The following is a 15,011-nucleotide window of genomic DNA, read 5'->3' on the forward strand; positions in this document are numbered from 1 at the left end:
GTCGCCGGTCGTGGAATTCAGACGCCTCGGCCGCTCCGGCCTGACCATCTCCGAGATCGCGTACGGCAACTGGCTCACCCACGGCGGACAGGTGGAGGAGGACGCGGCCAACGCCTGCGTCCGGGCCGCCCTCGATGCCGGCATCACCACCTTCGACACGGCCGACGTCTACGCGGGCACCCGCGCCGAGACGGTCCTCGGCGAGGCCCTCACAGGCATCCGCCGCGAGTCGATCGAGCTGTTCACCAAGGTCTACTGGCCGACCGGCCCGGGCCAGAACGACCGCGGCCTCGGGCGCAAGCACATCATCGAGAGCGCGCACGCCTCGCTGCGCCGCCTGAAGACCGACTACGTCGACCTCTACCAGGCCCACCGCTACGACACCACGGTGCCGCTCGAGGAGACGATGACCGCCTTCGCCGACCTGGTGCGGCAGGGCAAGGCGCTCTACATCGGCGTCTCGGAGTGGAACGCCGAGCAGATCGCCGCCGGCGCCGCGCTCGCCCGGGACCTGGGCATCCAGCTGATCAGCAACCAGCCGCAGTACTCGATGCTGTGGCGCGTGATCGAGGCGGAGGTGGTGCCGACGTCGGAGCAGGAGGGCGTCTCGCAGATCGTCTGGTCGCCGCTGGCCCAGGGCATCCTCACCGGCAAGTACCGGCCGGGCGAGCAGCCGCCGGCCGACAGCCGCGCCGGCCACGCCGAGGCCGGCCAGTCGATGCAGCGGTTCATGCGCGACGACCTGCTGGCGCGCGTGCAGGACCTGCGCCCGATCGCCGGGGACCTGGGCCTGTCCATGGCGCAGCTCGCGCTCGCGTGGGTGCTGCAGAACAAGAACGTCGCCGCGGCGATCATCGGCGCCACCCGGCCGGAGCAGGTGCACGACAACGTCAAGGCCGCCGGGGTTTCGCTCGGCGACGACGTCCTGGCCCGGATCGACGAGGTCCTGGGGGACACGGTCGAGCGCGACCCGAGCAAGACCGCTCGGGGGTTCTGAGCCCGGGAGTGACCCTCAGGTTCTACCTGAGGGTCACTCCGCGGCCAGGCCCATGCCGTAGACCTTCCGGTCCTCCTCGAAGAGGGTCACGGTGGCGACGCCGCGGTCGAGCAGGTCGCGCCAGTTCTCACCGAGCCAGGACTCCGCGTCGCCCTGGTTCTCCGACTTCGGCACCTCCACGCCGACAGCGGCGGGGTCCAGGGGCGAGCCGGACGAGTCCTCCAAGCGCCAGTGCCAGGTCATCATGAGGGCAGGCTAGTGGGGCGCGGCGGCCGCTGCGCCGATGTGATCATCCCGCCGGTTTCCTACCCGTCGGGTGGGGCATGGAAGTCCATCGACCCGCCTACCGGAGGACCGATGACCGCCACCCCCCAGCCCGCTGCGGGCGCCACCCGCGCGCAGGCGCCTCCGCCCGATCCGGCCACCGCCTCGACCGGTGAGCTGATCGGCGCCCTGCCCGACCTCGTCACCCGGCTCGTGCGCGACGAGGTCCGGCTGGCCCAGGCGGAGGTGACCCGGAAGGCCAAGCGGCTAGGCCTCGGGGCCGGCCTGTTCGGTGGCGCCGGGCTCCTCGCCGTCCTCGGCCTGGGTGCCCTGGTGACCGCGGCGATCCTCGGGCTGGCGAACGTGATGCCGGGCTGGCTCGCCGCCGTCGTCGTCGCCCTGGTGCTGTTCCTGATCGCGGGCGTGCTCGCGCTCATCGGCAAGAAGGACGTGCAGCAGGCGGCCCCGCCGCTGCCGACCGAGACGCTCGCCAGCGTCCAGGAGGACATCGCCGCCGTGAAGCGGGGGGTCGGCCGATGAGCACGACCGAGCCCACCGCCGACGGCCCCGCCGACGTCGAGGCGATCAAGGCCGACATCGACGCCACGCGCGAGCAGCTCGGGCGCACCGTCGACGAGCTCAGCCACCGGCTGGACGTGCCTGCCCGGACCAAGGAGAGTGCGCTCCGGGCCAAGGACACGGCGGTGGAGACCTACCGCGAGAGCCCGCCGCTGACCATCGCCGGCCTGCTGGCCGTCGCCGGGTTGGTGGCCGGGATCGTCGTGCTGCGGAAGAGGCGCGCCGGGCGCGCCACGAAGAGGAGGAAGCGTTGAGCAAGGGAGCCAAGTTCGTCTACCGGCCCATCGGCCTGATCGGCGGCATCCTGGCCGGGTCCCTGAGCGGGATCGTCTTCAAGCAGATCTGGAAGGCGGTCTCGAACGAGGACGACGCGCCCTCGGCGCTGCAGAGCGAGTACCCGATGCGCGAGGTCGTGCTGGCCGCCGCCATCCAGGGCGCCATCTTCGCGGCGACCAAGGCGGCCATCGACCGCGCGGGCGCCCGCGGCTTCACCAAGCTCACCGGCGCCTGGCCCGGCGACTAGGACGATGTCGGGCACGAAGCAGCACGAGAGCGCGGTCGAGCGGATCCGCCAGCGCGTCGAGGAGAAGGCCGCCCGGCGCGCGGCGGCCGCCGAGGCGGCCCGGCAGAGCGGCGCGCGGCCCGATCCCGAGAAGCTTCCACCCGGATCCCCGGGACCCCGGGAGCTTCCCGGGATCCACGCCGACAAGCCGACCCAGATCCCGTGGAGCGGCTGGAAGCAGATCGTCAAGCGGGCGTGGGCGGAGAACAGCGCCGACAACATGCCGATCATCGCCGGCGGCGTCGCGTTCTTCGGCTTCCTGTCGATCTTCCCCGCGCTGATCGCGCTGATCTCCGTCTACGGCCTCGTCGCCTCGCCGGAGACCGTCGCGCGGCAGGTCGAGGACCTCTCCGCTCAGCTCCCCCAGGACGCGGCCGGGCTCATCGAGGACCAGCTCACCGCGATCGTCGCCAACAGCGGCAGCGCGCTGAGCATCAGCCTCGTCGTCTCGATCCTCGCCGCGCTGTGGAGTGCGTCGGGCGGCGTGGGCAACGTGGTCACCGCGATCAACATCGCCTACGACGAGGTCGAGGCGCGGGGCTTCGTGAAGCTCAAGCTGCTCTCGCTGGCGCTGACCCTCGGCGCGATCGTCTTCGTGCTCATCACGTTCACGCTCGTGGCGGTCGTCCCGGCGGTGCTCGAGGCACTGCCGCTGGGCATCGTCGGCACGATCCTCGCCCAGGTCGCCCGCTGGGTCCTGCTGCTGGCGGTGTTCGCCGGCGGGCTGTCCGTGCTCTACCGGGTCGCGCCCGACCGGGATTCGCCCCGGTTCAGCTGGGTGAGCCTGGGCGCCGTCGTCGTCACCGTCATCTGGGCGCTGGTCAGCGTCGGGTTCGCGATCTACGTGGACAACTTCGGGTCCTACGACAAGACCTACGGGGCCATCGCCGGCGTCATCGTGCTGATGCTGTGGCTGTATCTCACCTGCTACCTCGTGCTGCTCGGGGCGGAGATCAACGCCGAGGCCGAGCACCAGACGGCGCGGGACACCACCGACGGCGACCCCGAGCCGATGGGCGACCGCGGCGCCGTCGTCGCCGACACGCTGCCCGGGTCGCCCGAGCCGGAGAAGGGCGCGAGCGACCCGACGAAGAAGTAGCCCCCGTCAGCGCACGTGCGAGGGCACGAACGGCGGCCTGACCACCTCGACGGCCTGCGGCCGGCCGCGGACGTCGACGGCGAGCTCCGCGCCCGCCTCGACGGCGGCGGCGGAGTCCAGCAGGGCCAGCGCGATACCGGTCTTCAGCGTCGGCGAGAACGTGCCGCTGGTGGTCTCCCCCACCGGGCTCCCCGCTGCGTCCAGCACGGTCATCCCCGGCCGTGGGATGCCGCGGCCGGTCGCCCGGAGGCCCCACAGGGTGCGGCCGGGTCCGGTCGCCTTCTCGGCCAGCAGCGCCTCGCGTCCCCAGAAGGCGGGCTTCTGCCAGCCGACCGCCCAGCCGGTGCGGGCCTGCACCGGGGAGATCGCCCGGGACAGCTCGTGACCGTGCAGCGGGTAGCCCATCTCGGTGCGCAGGGTGTCGCGGGCGCCCAGGCCGCACGGCCGGATGCCGAGATCGACACCGGCGTCGAGGAGGGCGTCCCACATCTCCCCGGCCTTGTCGGCGCCGACGAGCAGTTCGTAGCCGTGCTCGCCGGTGTAGCCGGTCCGGCAGACGGTCACCTCCGCCGCCCCTCCCCCGGTGCCGGTCACGAAGGACATGTAGTCGATCTCGCCGGGCACGCCGAGCAGCTCCAGCACCTGCAGCGAGCGCGGTCCCTGCACGGCGAGGACGGCGACCTCGGCATGCCGGTCCTCGACGGTGATCCCCGGCGGCGCGGCGTCGGCCAGCCTGCCCAGGACCTCGGCGGCGTTGGCCGCGTTGGGCACCAGCAGTACCTCGTCGGGCCCGTGCAGGTAGACGATCAGGTCGTCGATCACGCCGCCGGCCTGCGGCTCGCCGTCGGGCACGCAGCACAGGGTGTACTGCGCCTGACCGGGCCGGATCCGCGACAGGTCGTTGGTGAGACAGGCGTCGACGAAGGCCGCCGCGCCCGGCCCGCGCACGGTCCCGGTCCCGAGGTGGGAGACGTCGAAGAGACCCACGCCGTCCCGGACGGCGGCGTGCTCGGCGAGGACCCCGCCACCGGCGTACTCGATCGGCATCGACCAGCCGCTGAAGTCGGCGAGCTTGGCGCCGGCCGCGACGTGCCGGTCGTGCAGGGGCGAGGTCCGCGGGGTCACCCCTCGCACGCTAGCCGCTGGCGACGTCCTCCAACGGCCCTGGTGACCGGATGGAACCGGCCCCGCTGCAGGGACCCGCGCCGAGCGTGCGAGGCGTGGGGGGCAGCGGGGTCCTTTGTACGATCGGCCAGTGCCTCCGACGATCTCCGCGACCGACCAACCGCTCGAGAAGCTGACCGCCGACGCCGTCGTCGTCGCCGTCGGCAAGGGGCCGGAGGGCCTCCTCCCGACCCCCGGTGCCGAAGCCGTCGACCGCCTGCTCGGTGGCCGGCTGTTCGCCGCGCTGGCCGACCTCGGCGCCAAGGGCGGCGAGGACGAGATCACCCGGCTCCCCTCCTTCGGGCAGGGCCCGTTCCCCGTCGTCGCCGTGGCGGGCCTGGGCGCCCCCGACGCCGCCGGCGCCTACACGCCCGAGGCCGTGCGCCGCGCCTCCGGCGCCGCCAGCCGGGCCCTGCGCGGCCGGCGCTCGGTGGTCACGCTGCTCGCCGCCGTGGGCGGCACACCGGACGCCGACCGGCTGCACGCCGTCGGCGAGGGCGCCCTGCTCGGCGCCTACGAGTTCACCGCCTACAAGTCCGACCTGCCGGCCAGCCGCCCGACCCCGCCGCAGGAGTTCACCGTCGTCGTCCCGGGGGCGGCCGCCGCGGAGACCGCGCTGCGCCGGGTGCGCGCCGTCGCCGAGGCCATCGCGCTCGTGCGCGACCTGGTGAACACCCCGCCCAACGACCTCTTCCCCGCCGAGCTCGCCGCCCGCGGCGCGGCTGCCGGCGAGAAGCTCGGCCTGGCCGCGGAGATCCTCGACGAGGACGCGCTGGCGGCCGGCGGCTACGGCGGCATCCTCGCCGTCGGCAGCGGCTCGGCCCGCAAGCCGCGGCTGCTGCGCCTGACCTACTCGGGCGCCGGGGCGCGCAAGAAGGTCGCCCTGGTCGGCAAGGGGATCACCTTCGACAGCGGCGGCATCTCGATCAAGCCCGCCGCGAAGATGGAGGACATGAAGAGCGACATGGCCGGCGCTGCCGCCGTGATCGCCACCGTGTGCCTCGTCGCCCAGCTCGGGCTCCCGGTCGAGGTGACCGCGACCGTCCCGATCGCCGAGAACCTGCCCAGCGGCACCTCCTACCGTCCGGCCGACGTGGTCACCTTCCGCAACGGCAAGAAGGCCGAGATCACCAACACCGACGCCGAGGGCCGCGTGGTCCTCGCCGACGCGATCGCCCGCGCCGCGGAGGACCGCCCCGACGTCCTGCTGGAGACCTCGACCCTCACCGGCGCCCAGATGGTGGCCCTGGGCGCGCGGACCTCCGGGGTCATGGGCTCCGACGACCTGCGCGACGCCGTGATCGCCGCCGCGAAGCGCAGCGGCGAGAGCATGTGGCCGATGCCGCTGCCGCCGGAGCTGCGTCGCGGCCTGGACTCCACGGTGGCGGACTTCGTGAACGCCAACACCGACCGCCTGGGCGGCATGCTCGTGGGCGGCCACTTCCTGGCCGAGTTCGTGCCGGCCGGGCTCCCGTGGGCACACATCGACATCGCCGGGCCGAGCTACAACACCGCCGGCCCGTGGGGCTACACGCCCAAGGGCGGCACCGGCGTCCCGGTGCGCACCCTGCTGGCCACCATCGAAGCGCTCATCGCGGACTGAGGCAGTGCGCGGGGCCGTCGGACGGACGGCCCCGCGCACGTCGCCCCTCCCCGGCGGGGTCGTGATCGCTTCGACGCTCGCGACCGCAGCGGTGGTCCCGGCCGGCTCGTTACCGGGGTGGCAGGATGGACGGCAGCCCCCGCCCGCTCGAGCGGGGACGCCGCCCGACGCACCCGAGGAGCACCCGTGAGCGCACCCGCCTCCCCCGCTGATCTGGTCATCCTCGGGGGTGGATCCGGTGGCTACGCCGCGGCGTTCCGCGCATCTGAGCTCGGTCTGAACGTCGTCCTCATCGAGAAGGACAAGGTCGGCGGCACCTGCCTGCACCGCGGCTGCATCCCCACCAAGGCGCTCCTGCACGCCGGCGAGGTCGCCGACCTCGCCCGCGACGGCGAGCAGTTCGGCGTGAAGACGACGCTGGCCGGCATCGACATGGACGGCGTCAACAACTACAAGAACGGCGTCATCTCCAAGCTCTACAAGGGCCTGCAGGGCCTGGTGAAGGCCCGCAAGATCACCTACGTCGAGGGCGAGGGCCGACTCACCTCGCCGACCACGGTCGAGGTCGACGGCACGAGCTACGAGGGCAAGCACGTCCTGCTGGCGACCGGCTCCTACCCCCGGAGCCTGCCCGGCATCGAGCTCGACGGCACGAAGGTCATCACCAGCGACCACGCGCTGAACCTGGACCGCGTGCCGAGCTCGGCGATCATCCTCGGCGGCGGAGTCATCGGCTGCGAGTTCGCCAGCGCCTGGAAGTCCTTCGGCGTCGACGTGACGATCGTCGAGGGCCTCCCCCACCTCGTCCCGCTCGAGGACGAGAGCTCCTCCAAGCTCTTGGAGCGCGCGTTCCGCCGTCGCAAGATCGGCTTCGAGCTCGGCAGCCGCGTGTCCGGCGTGCAGACGACCGGCGACGGCGTGAAGGTGACGCTGGAGAACGGCAAGGAGCTCGAGGCCGAGCTGGTCCTCGTCGCTGTCGGCCGCGGCCCGGTCAGCTCGGGCATCGGCTACGAGGAGGTGGGGGTGGCCATGGAGCGCGGCTACGTCCTCGTCGACCAGTACATGCAGACCAACATCCCCACGATCTCCGCCGTCGGCGACCTGGTCCCGACCCTGCAGCTGGCGCACGTCGGCTTCGGCGAGGGCATCCTCGTCGCCGAGCGCATCGCCGGCCTCGACCCGGCCCCCATCGACTACGCGGGCGTCCCCCGGATCACCTACTCCGACCCCGAGGTCGCCTCCGTGGGGCTCACCGAGGAGCAGGCGAAGGAGCGCTTCGGCGAGGTGAAGACCCTCACCTACGACCTCGCCGGCAACGGCCGCAGCCAGATCCTCAAGACCACCGGCGCGGTGAAGCTCATCCAGTCCCCCGAGGGGCCGGTCGTGGGCATCCACATGGTGGGCAGCCGCGTGGGCGAGCTCATCGCCGAGGCGCAGCTGATCTACAACTGGGAGGCCGAGGCCGACGACGTCGCCAGCCTCATCCACCCGCACCCGACGCAGAGCGAGGCCCTCGGCGAGGCGCACCTGGCTCTCGCCGGCAAGCCCCTGCACGTGCACGGCTGAACGACCTACTCCCCCCATCCCGCGCCAGAAGGAGCACTGCCCCGATGCCGACGTCCGTCACCATGCCCGCCCTGGGCGAGAGCGTCACCGAGGGCACGGTCACTCGATGGCTCAAGCAGGAGGGTGAGCAGGTCGCAGTCGACGAGCCCCTCCTCGAGGTCTCGACCGACAAGGTCGACACCGAGATCCCGTCCCCGGCCGCCGGCGTCCTGACCAAGATCCTGGTCGCCGAGGACGAGACCGTCGAGGTCGGCGCAGAGCTCGCCGTCATCGGTGGCGAGGGCGACGGCGGAAGCGGGGGCGGCGACGACGCGGCCTCCGCCGACGACGAGACCATGCCCGAGACCCCGGCCCAGCAGGTCGAGGACGCCTCCCCCGCCCCGCAGGAGGAGGAGCCCGCGGCCGAGCCCGAGCCGGCTCCCGCGCAGAACGACGGCGGCGGCTCCGGCGGCGGCGGTGAGGGCACCCCGGTCACGATGCCCGCGCTGGGCGAGAGCGTCACCGAGGGCACCGTCACCCGCTGGCTGAAGGCCGTGGGTGACGAGATCACCGCCGACGAGCCGCTGCTCGAGGTCTCCACCGACAAGGTCGACACCGAGATCCCGGCGCCGGTCAGCGGCACCCTGCTGGAGATCACGGTCAACGAGGACGAGACCGTCGACGTCGGCGCGCAGCTGGCCGTCATCGGCACCGGCGCCGCCGGTGGTGGCTCGGCTCCCGCTCCGCAGCAGGAGGCCCCCGAGCAGGAGGCCCCGAAGCAGGAGGCCCCGAAGCAGGAGGCGCAGCCGGAGCCGCAGGCCGCTCCCGAGGCCAAGCCCGCCGCCGCGGCGACCGAGCAGCCCGGTGGCGACTACGGCGCCAGCGGCGCCCAGCCGTCGTCCTCCCCCACCTCGGAGCCGGCCCCGCAGGTCGCTCCGCAGGCCCCGGCCGCCTCGTCCCCCGCACCGTCGGGTGACGGTGGGAGTCAGTACGTGACCCCGCTGGTGCGTCGCCTGGCGGCGGACCACGGTGTCGACCTCGCCAGCGTCTCGGGTACCGGCGTCGGCGGTCGCATCCGCAAGCAGGACGTGCTCGCCGCGGCGGAGAAGGCCTCGGCTCCGGCCGCGTCCGCGCCCGCCGCCTCGTCCGCGCCGGCTTCCGGTGCGCGCACGCCCTCCCCGGCGGCCACGCCCGACACCTCGGTGCGCGGCCGCACGGAGAAGCTGTCGCGTCTCCGCGCCGTCATCGCCCGCCGCATGGTCGAGTCGCTCCAGGTCAGCGCGCAGCTGACCACGGTGGTCGAGGCCGACGTCACCAAGATCGCCCGCCTGCGGGCCAAGGCGAAGGGGGACTTCGAGTCCCGCGAGGGCGTCAAGCTCTCCTTCCTGCCGTTCTTCGCCAAGGCCTCCATCGAGGCGCTCAAGGCGCACCCGTCGGTGAACTCCTCCATCGACCAGGAGGCCGGCACCGTCACCTACCACGACACCGAGAACCTCGGGATCGCGGTGGACACCGAGCGCGGCCTGCTCGTGCCGGTCATCCACGACGCCGGTGACCTCAGCCTCGGCGGGATCGCCCGCAAGATCTCCGACCTGGCCGAGCGCACCCGCACGAACAAGATCACCCCGGACGAGCTCGGTGGCGGCACCTTCACGCTGACCAACACCGGCAGCCGGGGCGCGCTCTTCGACACCCCGATCATCAACCAGCCGCAGGTCGCCATCCTCGGCGTCGGTTCGGTGGTGAAGCGCCCGGTCGTGGTGCAGGACGCCGACCTCGGCGAGGTCATCGCCATCCGGTCGATGGTCTACCTGGCCCTCACCTACGACCACCGGATCGTCGACGGCGCCGACGCCGCCCGCTTCCTCACCACGGTGAAGGAGCGGCTGGAAGCCGGCCAGTTCGAGGGCGAGCTCGGCCTCGCCTGATGCACGCCCGCTCGGGGCCCCGGTGACCACCGGGGCCCCGAGCCCGTTTCGCCCCTCTGTTCCCGACCCCTCCGGGAGTGCCGCATGAAGGTCGCCGTGTCCGGTGCGTCCGGTTTCCTGGGCAGCGCGCTGCTGCCGGCCCTGCGGGAGGACGGTCACGAGATCCTCCAGCTGGTCCGCCGGACCCCGCGGACCGCCGAGGAGCACCGGTGGGATCCGCAGCACCGGCGGATCGACTCCACGCTGCTGAGCGACGTCGACGCGGTCGTCAACCTCGGCGGTGTCGGCGTCGGTGACCGCCGCTGGAGCGAGAAGCACAAGCAGGCCGTGCTCTCCAGCCGCGTGGAGACGACGGCGACGATCAGCCAGGCGCTCGCCGACGCGGCCGCCGCGGACCCCGGCCGGCCGCGGGTGTTGGTGAACGCCTCGGGCGTGGGCTGGTACGGCGACACGGGTGACCGGGTCGTCGACGAGACGGCTCCGGCAGGCGATGACTTCCTCGCCCGGGTCTGCGAGGAGTGGGAGGGCGCCACCGAGCCCGCCGCGCAGGCCGGCGTCCGCGTGGTCCGGCTGCGCACCGGTCTGGTCCTCGGCCCGGGCGGGCTGCTGGGCCGCCTCCTGCCGATCTTCCGGGCCGGCCTCGGCGGGCGGCTGGGGTCCGGGAAGCAGTACGTGCCCTGGATCAGCCTGCGCGACGAGATCGACGCGATCCGCTTCCTGCTGACCAGCTCGGTCGAGGGTCCGGTCAACCTCTCCGGGCCCACCCCGGTGACCAACGCCGAGTTCACCGCCGCGCTGGGCCGGGTGCTGCACCGGCCGGCGGTGCTCGTCGTCCCACCGCCCGCGCTGTGGGTGGTGCTCGGCGAGTTCGCCCGGGTCGGCGTCCTCGCCGGTCAGCGCGCCGTCCCCGCCGTGCTCACCGAGGCCGGCTTCCGCTTCACGCACACCGACGTCGACGCCGCCCTGCGCGCGGCGGTCGCCCGCGCCTGACGGTTCAGCCCACCCGCACGGCGGTGTCGATGCGCCAGCCCTCGGCGGTGTGCAGCAGCACGACCTGGACCTGCGCGTCCGGGCGGCCGGGAAGCGTCCGCAGCACCGGGCCCTCCGGCGACTCTGCCGGGACGACCAGGTAGTCCAGCCAGCGGTCGGTGAGCAGCAGCTCCGCCCTCTCGCCGGAGGTGGCCACCACGCTGACCTCCCGCACGGCCGGCGCGAAGCCGCTGAGCATCTCGCCGGCGGCGGCCAGTGCGGCCGCGTGCTCCTGGTCGGCGGCCAGAAGCACGCTCTCCGGGGTGTAGACGTCCTGCAGCCGTGCGGGACCGGCAGCGCCGAACGCCTCCGCCCGCCGCTGGTAGAGCTCGGCGACCACGGCCCGCCACTCTTCCGGCGTGGACGGGGTCGCCGACTCGGGAAGCCCGTCGCCCTGGGACTGCACGGAGGCCGGGCTCTGCGGGTCCGCGGAGGGAGGCGACGGCGGAGCCTCCGCCGTCGCGGCCGCCTCGGCGGGGCCTTTCGAGGCCGGCGCGTCGCCGTTCCCCCACCGCGTGCCGGCCCACGCCGCGAGGGCCAGGGCGACCAGGGCCACCGCCGCGACCAGCCCGCCCCGCAGGACGGCGGTCGGAACCCTCCGCCGCGATCGGCCGACCGGCTGCACGACCGCAGGCGTCGGGCGCGGCCGGCGGCCGGGCACGACGTGGGTCAGCGCCGTCCGGCTGTCGGGTCGCCCGGGCGGAGCGACCGCCGACGCGCTGCCCAGCGCCACCGGCTCGGCCCGGCAGGCGTGCCGGAGATCCAGGGCGAACTCCGCCGCCGTACCCCGGGCGTGCGGATCGGCCGACAGCCCCCGCCGGATCAGGGTGACCAGCGCCGCGGGCGCCTCCGGGGCCAGCTCCGCGAGGTCGGGGAGGAATCCGGCACCCGCGACCTCCAGGGTGTCCTCCGGGGTGAACGCGTTCCACGGCGAGATCCCGGTGAGGGCGTGGAACGCCGCCGCCGCCACCCCGAACACGTCCGAGGCCGGGCCCGGGACGCCACCGCGGGCGACGACCGGATCGACGTAGGCCGGCGTGACCTCCGCGGCGGCCGTCTCACCCAGCACGCGGGCCACGCCGAGATCGGTGAGCACGGGCCGACCCTCGGCCGTGAAGAGGATGTTCCCTGGCGCGAGGTCACCGTGGACGATGCCGCGGTCGTGGGCATGCGCCAGCGCTGCGGCCACCGGCGCCATCGCGGTGACCACCTCCCCCGGCGCGAGCCGGCCGCGGCGGGCCAGCAACGCAGCGAGGCTGCCGCCGGCGAGCAGGTCGAGAACGAGGGCCACCCGCGGCGTGCCTCCGCGCCGCGGCTGGTGCACCACCTCGCGCAGCCGCACCAGGTGCGGGTGGTCCAGCTCGCCGAGCAGCGCCGCCTCGCGCACCTGCCGCTCCGGATCGCCGGCTACGAGCACCTTGACCGCCACGTCTTCGCCACCGCCTCGCGGCTCCGCGCGCCACACCTCACCCGAGGCACCCCTGCCGAGCAGCTCCTGCATGGAGTAGCCGGGGACCACGGGCGGAACGGGCGCGGCGTGCGACATGCGGGGCACCGTAGGACGGAACGGCCTGTCCGCGCTCCGGTTGTCCACAGGCAGCAGCGACATGCACCGGACCCTGCGGACTGTCGGAGGACGCCGCTACGGTCGGGCCGTGCCGAACCCGCAGCCCGCCGACGTCGTCGTGATCGGCGCCGGCCTCGCCGGGCTCTCCGCAGCGACGAGGCTGACCGACGCCGGTCTCGACGTGCACGTGTTCGAGGCCGCCGGACACGTCGGCGGCCGGGTGACGAGCGAGGATCTCGACGGTTTCGTCGTCGACCGCGGCTTCCAGGTGTTCAACACCGGCTATCCCCGCGCCGCCGATCTCGACCTGCCCGCACTGGAGCTCGGCTTCTTCGAACGGGGCGCGATCATCCGGGTCGACGGGCGGGCGCACCGCGTCGTCGATCCGCGCCGCAGCCCCACGGGCGTGGTCGGCACCGCAGCGGCTCCCCTCGGCTCGCTCCGGCAGAAGGTGGCGCTGGCGGCCTACGCGCTGCGGGCCGGGTACGGCCCCGTGCCCCGCTTGCTGCGGGCACCGGAGACGACCGCCGAGGCGGCGTTCCGCGAGGCGGGCATCGGGAACGCGGCGATCGACCGCTTCCTCCGGCCCTTCCTCGCCGGGGTGCTGCTCGAGGACGAGCTGACGACGTCCAGCCGGTACGTCGACCTGCTGTGGCGCAGCTTCGTGCGGGGCTCGACCGGTCTGCCCGCGGCGGGCATGCGGGCCATCGGCGAGCAGCTGGCCCGGCGGGTCGGCGCCGACCGGGTGCACCTGCGCACCGAGGTCCGCTCGGTGGCGCCCGGCTCCGTGACGACGGAGGACGGCAGCTGGTCGGCGCCTGCGGTCGTCGTCGCCACCGACCCGGCGGCCGCGGCCCGGTTGCTGCCGGCCGTCGAGGCCGCCGCACCGCGCCAGGTCACCACGCACCTGCACGTGCTGCCCGAGTCGCCGTGGCCGGTGCCGCTCATCGTGCTCGGACAGGCGGGCGGCCGACTGGTCAACACCGCGGTCGTCTCCGACGCGCAGCCCCGCTACAGCCCCGACCGCAGGGCGCTCGTCTCCAGCTCCACCCTCGTCCCGACCCAGGAAGGCGAGGTGCGCGCGGAGATCGCCGCGGCGCACGGCGTCTCGCCCTCCGACCTCGAGCACCTGACCTCGGTGGCCGTGCCGGAGGCGCAGCCGGCCGCGCTCCCTCCGCTGCAGCTGCGCCGGCCGGTCGACCTCGGGGATGGGCTGTACGTCTGCGGCGACCACCGGGACACCCCGTCCATCCAGGGCGCGATGGCCAGCGGCGCCCGCGCGGCGCGGGCGGTGCTCGCCGCCGTCCGCCCGGCGGGTTGAGGACGACGTCGCCCGCGTCACGGTGCGGTCGGCCGAACGGCACTAGGGCTCGCGGCACCCACCACGACAGAGAGGACCACCATGAGCGAGCAGACTCCCGACGACGCAGGCGTCGAGCGGGGCGGGATGGACGAGCAGAGCGGCGCCCCGCTCACCGAGACCGAGATCGAGACCTCGAAGAAGCCCGAGGACCGCGACAGCGACGTCTGAGCCGCGAACGCACGGTCCCGGTCCGGCGCGGGCCTAGGCTGGGACCGTGACGCTCGACGTGCTGCGGCCCGGCCTGGTCGACTACGAGGAGGCCTGGGCACTGCAGCGCGAGCTGCACGCCCGGCGGGTCGCCGGAGAGGTCCCGGACACGCTGCTGCTCCTGGAGCACCCGCCGGTCTACACCGCGGGCAAGCGCACCGAGCCGCACGAGCGGCCGTTCGACGGGACGCCGGTCGTCGACGTCGACCGCGGCGGGAAGATCACCTGGCACGGGCCGGGCCAGCTCGTCGGCTATCCGATCGTGGCGCTGCCCGACCCGGTCGACGTCGTCGCCTACGTCCGCCGGCTCGAGGCCGCGCTCATCGATGTCTGCGCCGGGTTCGGCCTCACCACCGGCCGCGTCGAGGGCCGCAGCGGCGTGTGGCTGCCCGCCGACCAGCCCGGCGCCGGGTTCCGACCCGAGCGCAAGGTGGCCGCCATCGGCATCCGGGTGGCGCGCGGCGTGACCATGCACGGCTTCGCGCTCAACTGCGACCCCGACCTGGGTGCGTTCGGCGCCATCGTCCCCTGCGGCATCCCTGACGCCGGGGTCACCTCGCTGACCGCGGAGCTGGGGCGGGACGTGCCGGTGGCCGACGCGATGGACCCGGTCGAGGCCGCCATGCGCGCCGTCCTCGCCGTCCAGCCCGCGACCGCCGGCTGATCACGGTGGCACCCCTGCCCCGCAGCGAGTACGTCAGCCTCACCACGTTCCGGCGCACCGGCGTTCCCGTGGCCACCCCCGTGTGGGCAGCACCGGACGGCGACTCGCTCGTGGTGTGGACCCGCGCGGACTCCGGAAAGGTGAAGCGGCTCCGGCACACGAGCCGGGTGACGGTCGCACCGTGCGACGTCCGCGGCCGGGTCCAGGGACCGACGGTCGACGCCGTTGCCGAGTTCGTCGGCCGGACCGAGTGGCCGGCGGCGCTCGCAGCCCTGCGCCGGGCCTACGGGGCGAAGTTCCAGCTCGGGCTGGTCACCTCACGGCTGGTGCACCGGCTGATGCGGCGCCCTGGTGACCGGCACGAGCTCATCCGCCTCCGCCCCGCGTGAACCGTCGAAGCAGTGTGCGCGGATGGCTAGTTCTGGCACCCAGAAGTGCAC

The 15,011-nt window shown here is 74.0% G+C and carries 16 protein-coding genes; 13 read left to right on the top strand and 3 right to left on the bottom strand.

What is annotated here, in order from left to right:
• Positions 1–10 precede the first annotated feature (10 nt).
• Entirely contained in the window at positions 11–997 is a 987-nt protein-coding gene (locus LBW97_RS01690; protein WP_224497674.1) for an aldo/keto reductase family protein, read from the top strand.
• A 33-nt stretch (positions 998–1,030) separates the two neighbouring features.
• On the opposite strand, the gene LBW97_RS01695 is transcribed toward LBW97_RS01690, so the two are convergent.
• The gene (locus LBW97_RS01695) at positions 1,031–1,243 is read right to left on the bottom strand and encodes a hypothetical protein (RefSeq protein WP_224497675.1); all 213 of its coding nucleotides are present in this window, start codon (positions 1,241–1,243) and stop codon (positions 1,031–1,033) included.
• 111 nt (positions 1,244–1,354) lie between these two features.
• On the opposite strand from LBW97_RS01695, the gene LBW97_RS01700 reads away from it, so the two are divergent.
• Genes LBW97_RS01700 through LBW97_RS01715 form a run of 4 tightly spaced genes read left to right on the top strand, consistent with a single transcriptional unit; the run spans position 1,355 to position 3,501 of the window.
• Positions 1,355–1,801: a phage holin family protein gene (locus tag LBW97_RS01700; RefSeq protein WP_224497676.1), complete on the top strand. Its 447-nt coding sequence runs from the start codon at positions 1,355–1,357 to the stop codon at positions 1,799–1,801.
• Positions 1,798–2,094, top strand: coding sequence for a DUF3618 domain-containing protein (locus LBW97_RS01705; RefSeq protein ID WP_224497677.1), 297 nt, complete (start codon positions 1,798–1,800; stop codon positions 2,092–2,094). Before LBW97_RS01700 ends, LBW97_RS01705 begins: the two co-directional genes overlap by 4 nt.
• On the top strand, positions 2,091–2,363 hold the full coding sequence (locus LBW97_RS01710; protein ID WP_224497678.1) for a DUF4235 domain-containing protein: 273 nt from the start codon (positions 2,091–2,093) through the stop codon (positions 2,361–2,363). The genes LBW97_RS01705 and LBW97_RS01710 overlap by 4 nt, the downstream gene beginning before the upstream one ends.
• A gap of 4 nt (positions 2,364–2,367) precedes the next feature.
• Positions 2,368–3,501: a YihY/virulence factor BrkB family protein gene (locus tag LBW97_RS01715; protein ID WP_224497679.1), complete on the top strand. Its 1,134-nt coding sequence runs from the start codon at positions 2,368–2,370 to the stop codon at positions 3,499–3,501.
• Positions 3,502–3,507: 6 nt separating this feature from the next.
• On the opposite strand, the gene gcvT is transcribed toward LBW97_RS01715, so the two are convergent.
• Positions 3,508–4,626, bottom strand: a complete 1,119-nt coding sequence (gcvT, locus tag LBW97_RS01720; protein ID WP_224497680.1) for a glycine cleavage system aminomethyltransferase GcvT — start codon at positions 4,624–4,626, stop codon at positions 3,508–3,510.
• Between the two features lie 130 nt (positions 4,627–4,756).
• On the opposite strand from gcvT, the gene LBW97_RS01725 reads away from it, so the two are divergent.
• From LBW97_RS01725 to LBW97_RS01740, 4 genes are all read left to right on the top strand, one after another.
• The gene (locus tag LBW97_RS01725) at positions 4,757–6,268 is read left to right on the top strand and encodes a leucyl aminopeptidase (RefSeq protein WP_224497681.1); all 1,512 of its coding nucleotides are present in this window, start codon (positions 4,757–4,759) and stop codon (positions 6,266–6,268) included.
• A 186-nt stretch (positions 6,269–6,454) separates the two neighbouring features.
• A complete protein-coding gene (gene lpdA / locus LBW97_RS01730) occupies positions 6,455–7,834 on the top strand; it encodes a dihydrolipoyl dehydrogenase (RefSeq protein WP_224497682.1) in 1,380 nt (459 codons plus the stop codon).
• Positions 7,835–7,878: 44 nt separating this feature from the next.
• The gene (sucB, locus tag LBW97_RS01735) at positions 7,879–9,741 is read left to right on the top strand and encodes a 2-oxoglutarate dehydrogenase, E2 component, dihydrolipoamide succinyltransferase (protein WP_224497683.1); all 1,863 of its coding nucleotides are present in this window, start codon (positions 7,879–7,881) and stop codon (positions 9,739–9,741) included.
• 84 nt (positions 9,742–9,825) lie between these two features.
• Complete coding sequence (locus LBW97_RS01740) at positions 9,826–10,731, top strand: TIGR01777 family oxidoreductase (RefSeq protein WP_224497684.1); 906 nt, start codon at positions 9,826–9,828, stop codon at positions 10,729–10,731.
• A gap of 4 nt (positions 10,732–10,735) precedes the next feature.
• Here LBW97_RS01740 and LBW97_RS01745 read toward each other — a convergent pair whose 3' ends face one another.
• Positions 10,736–12,316 carry a serine/threonine-protein kinase gene (locus LBW97_RS01745; RefSeq protein WP_224497685.1) on the bottom strand — a complete coding sequence of 527 codons (1,581 nt, stop codon included), beginning with the start codon at positions 12,314–12,316 and terminating at the stop codon, positions 10,736–10,738.
• A 109-nt stretch (positions 12,317–12,425) separates the two neighbouring features.
• On the opposite strand from LBW97_RS01745, the gene LBW97_RS01750 reads away from it, so the two are divergent.
• The 4 genes from LBW97_RS01750 to LBW97_RS01760 all read left to right on the top strand — a co-directional run bounded on the left by LBW97_RS01750 (position 12,426) and on the right by LBW97_RS01760 (position 14,960).
• Entirely contained in the window at positions 12,426–13,658 is a 1,233-nt protein-coding gene (locus LBW97_RS01750) for an NAD(P)/FAD-dependent oxidoreductase (protein ID WP_224497686.1), read from the top strand.
• An 81-nt stretch (positions 13,659–13,739) separates the two neighbouring features.
• Positions 13,740–13,868 (top strand): hypothetical protein, encoded by a 129-nt coding sequence (locus LBW97_RS19720; RefSeq protein WP_255600041.1) that lies wholly within the window; start codon positions 13,740–13,742, stop codon positions 13,866–13,868.
• 46 nt (positions 13,869–13,914) lie between these two features.
• Positions 13,915–14,571: a lipoyl(octanoyl) transferase LipB gene (lipB, locus tag LBW97_RS01755; protein ID WP_224497687.1), complete on the top strand. Its 657-nt coding sequence runs from the start codon at positions 13,915–13,917 to the stop codon at positions 14,569–14,571.
• Positions 14,572–14,576: 5 nt separating this feature from the next.
• Complete coding sequence (locus LBW97_RS01760; protein ID WP_224497688.1) at positions 14,577–14,960, top strand: PPOX class F420-dependent oxidoreductase; 384 nt, start codon at positions 14,577–14,579, stop codon at positions 14,958–14,960.
• The last annotated feature ends 51 nt before the right edge of the window (positions 14,961–15,011 follow it).

It is taken from the genome of Blastococcus sp. LR1 (assembly GCF_020166105.1).
Classification (GTDB): Bacteria; Actinomycetota; Actinomycetes; order Mycobacteriales; family Geodermatophilaceae; genus Blastococcus.

What these genes read in the sequence shown, in the direction of transcription:
- LBW97_RS01695 (WP_224497675.1), bottom strand. Translation starts at nt 1,243, where the DNA reads ATGATGACCTGGCACTGGCGCTTGGAGGACTCGTCCGGCTCGCCCCTG.
- LBW97_RS01700 (WP_224497676.1), top strand. Translation starts at nt 1,355, where the DNA reads ATGACCGCCACCCCCCAGCCCGCTGCGGGCGCCACCCGCGCGCAGGCG.
- LBW97_RS01705 (WP_224497677.1), top strand. Translation starts at nt 1,798, where the DNA reads ATGAGCACGACCGAGCCCACCGCCGACGGCCCCGCCGACGTCGAGGCG.
- LBW97_RS01715 (WP_224497679.1), top strand. Translation starts at nt 2,368, where the DNA reads ATGTCGGGCACGAAGCAGCACGAGAGCGCGGTCGAGCGGATCCGCCAG.
- sucB (WP_224497683.1), top strand. Translation starts at nt 7,879, where the DNA reads ATGCCGACGTCCGTCACCATGCCCGCCCTGGGCGAGAGCGTCACCGAG.
- LBW97_RS01740 (WP_224497684.1), top strand. Translation starts at nt 9,826, where the DNA reads ATGAAGGTCGCCGTGTCCGGTGCGTCCGGTTTCCTGGGCAGCGCGCTG.
- LBW97_RS01745 (WP_224497685.1), bottom strand. Translation starts at nt 12,316, where the DNA reads ATGTCGCACGCCGCGCCCGTTCCGCCCGTGGTCCCCGGCTACTCCATG.
- LBW97_RS19720 (WP_255600041.1), top strand. Translation starts at nt 13,740, where the DNA reads ATGAGCGAGCAGACTCCCGACGACGCAGGCGTCGAGCGGGGCGGGATG.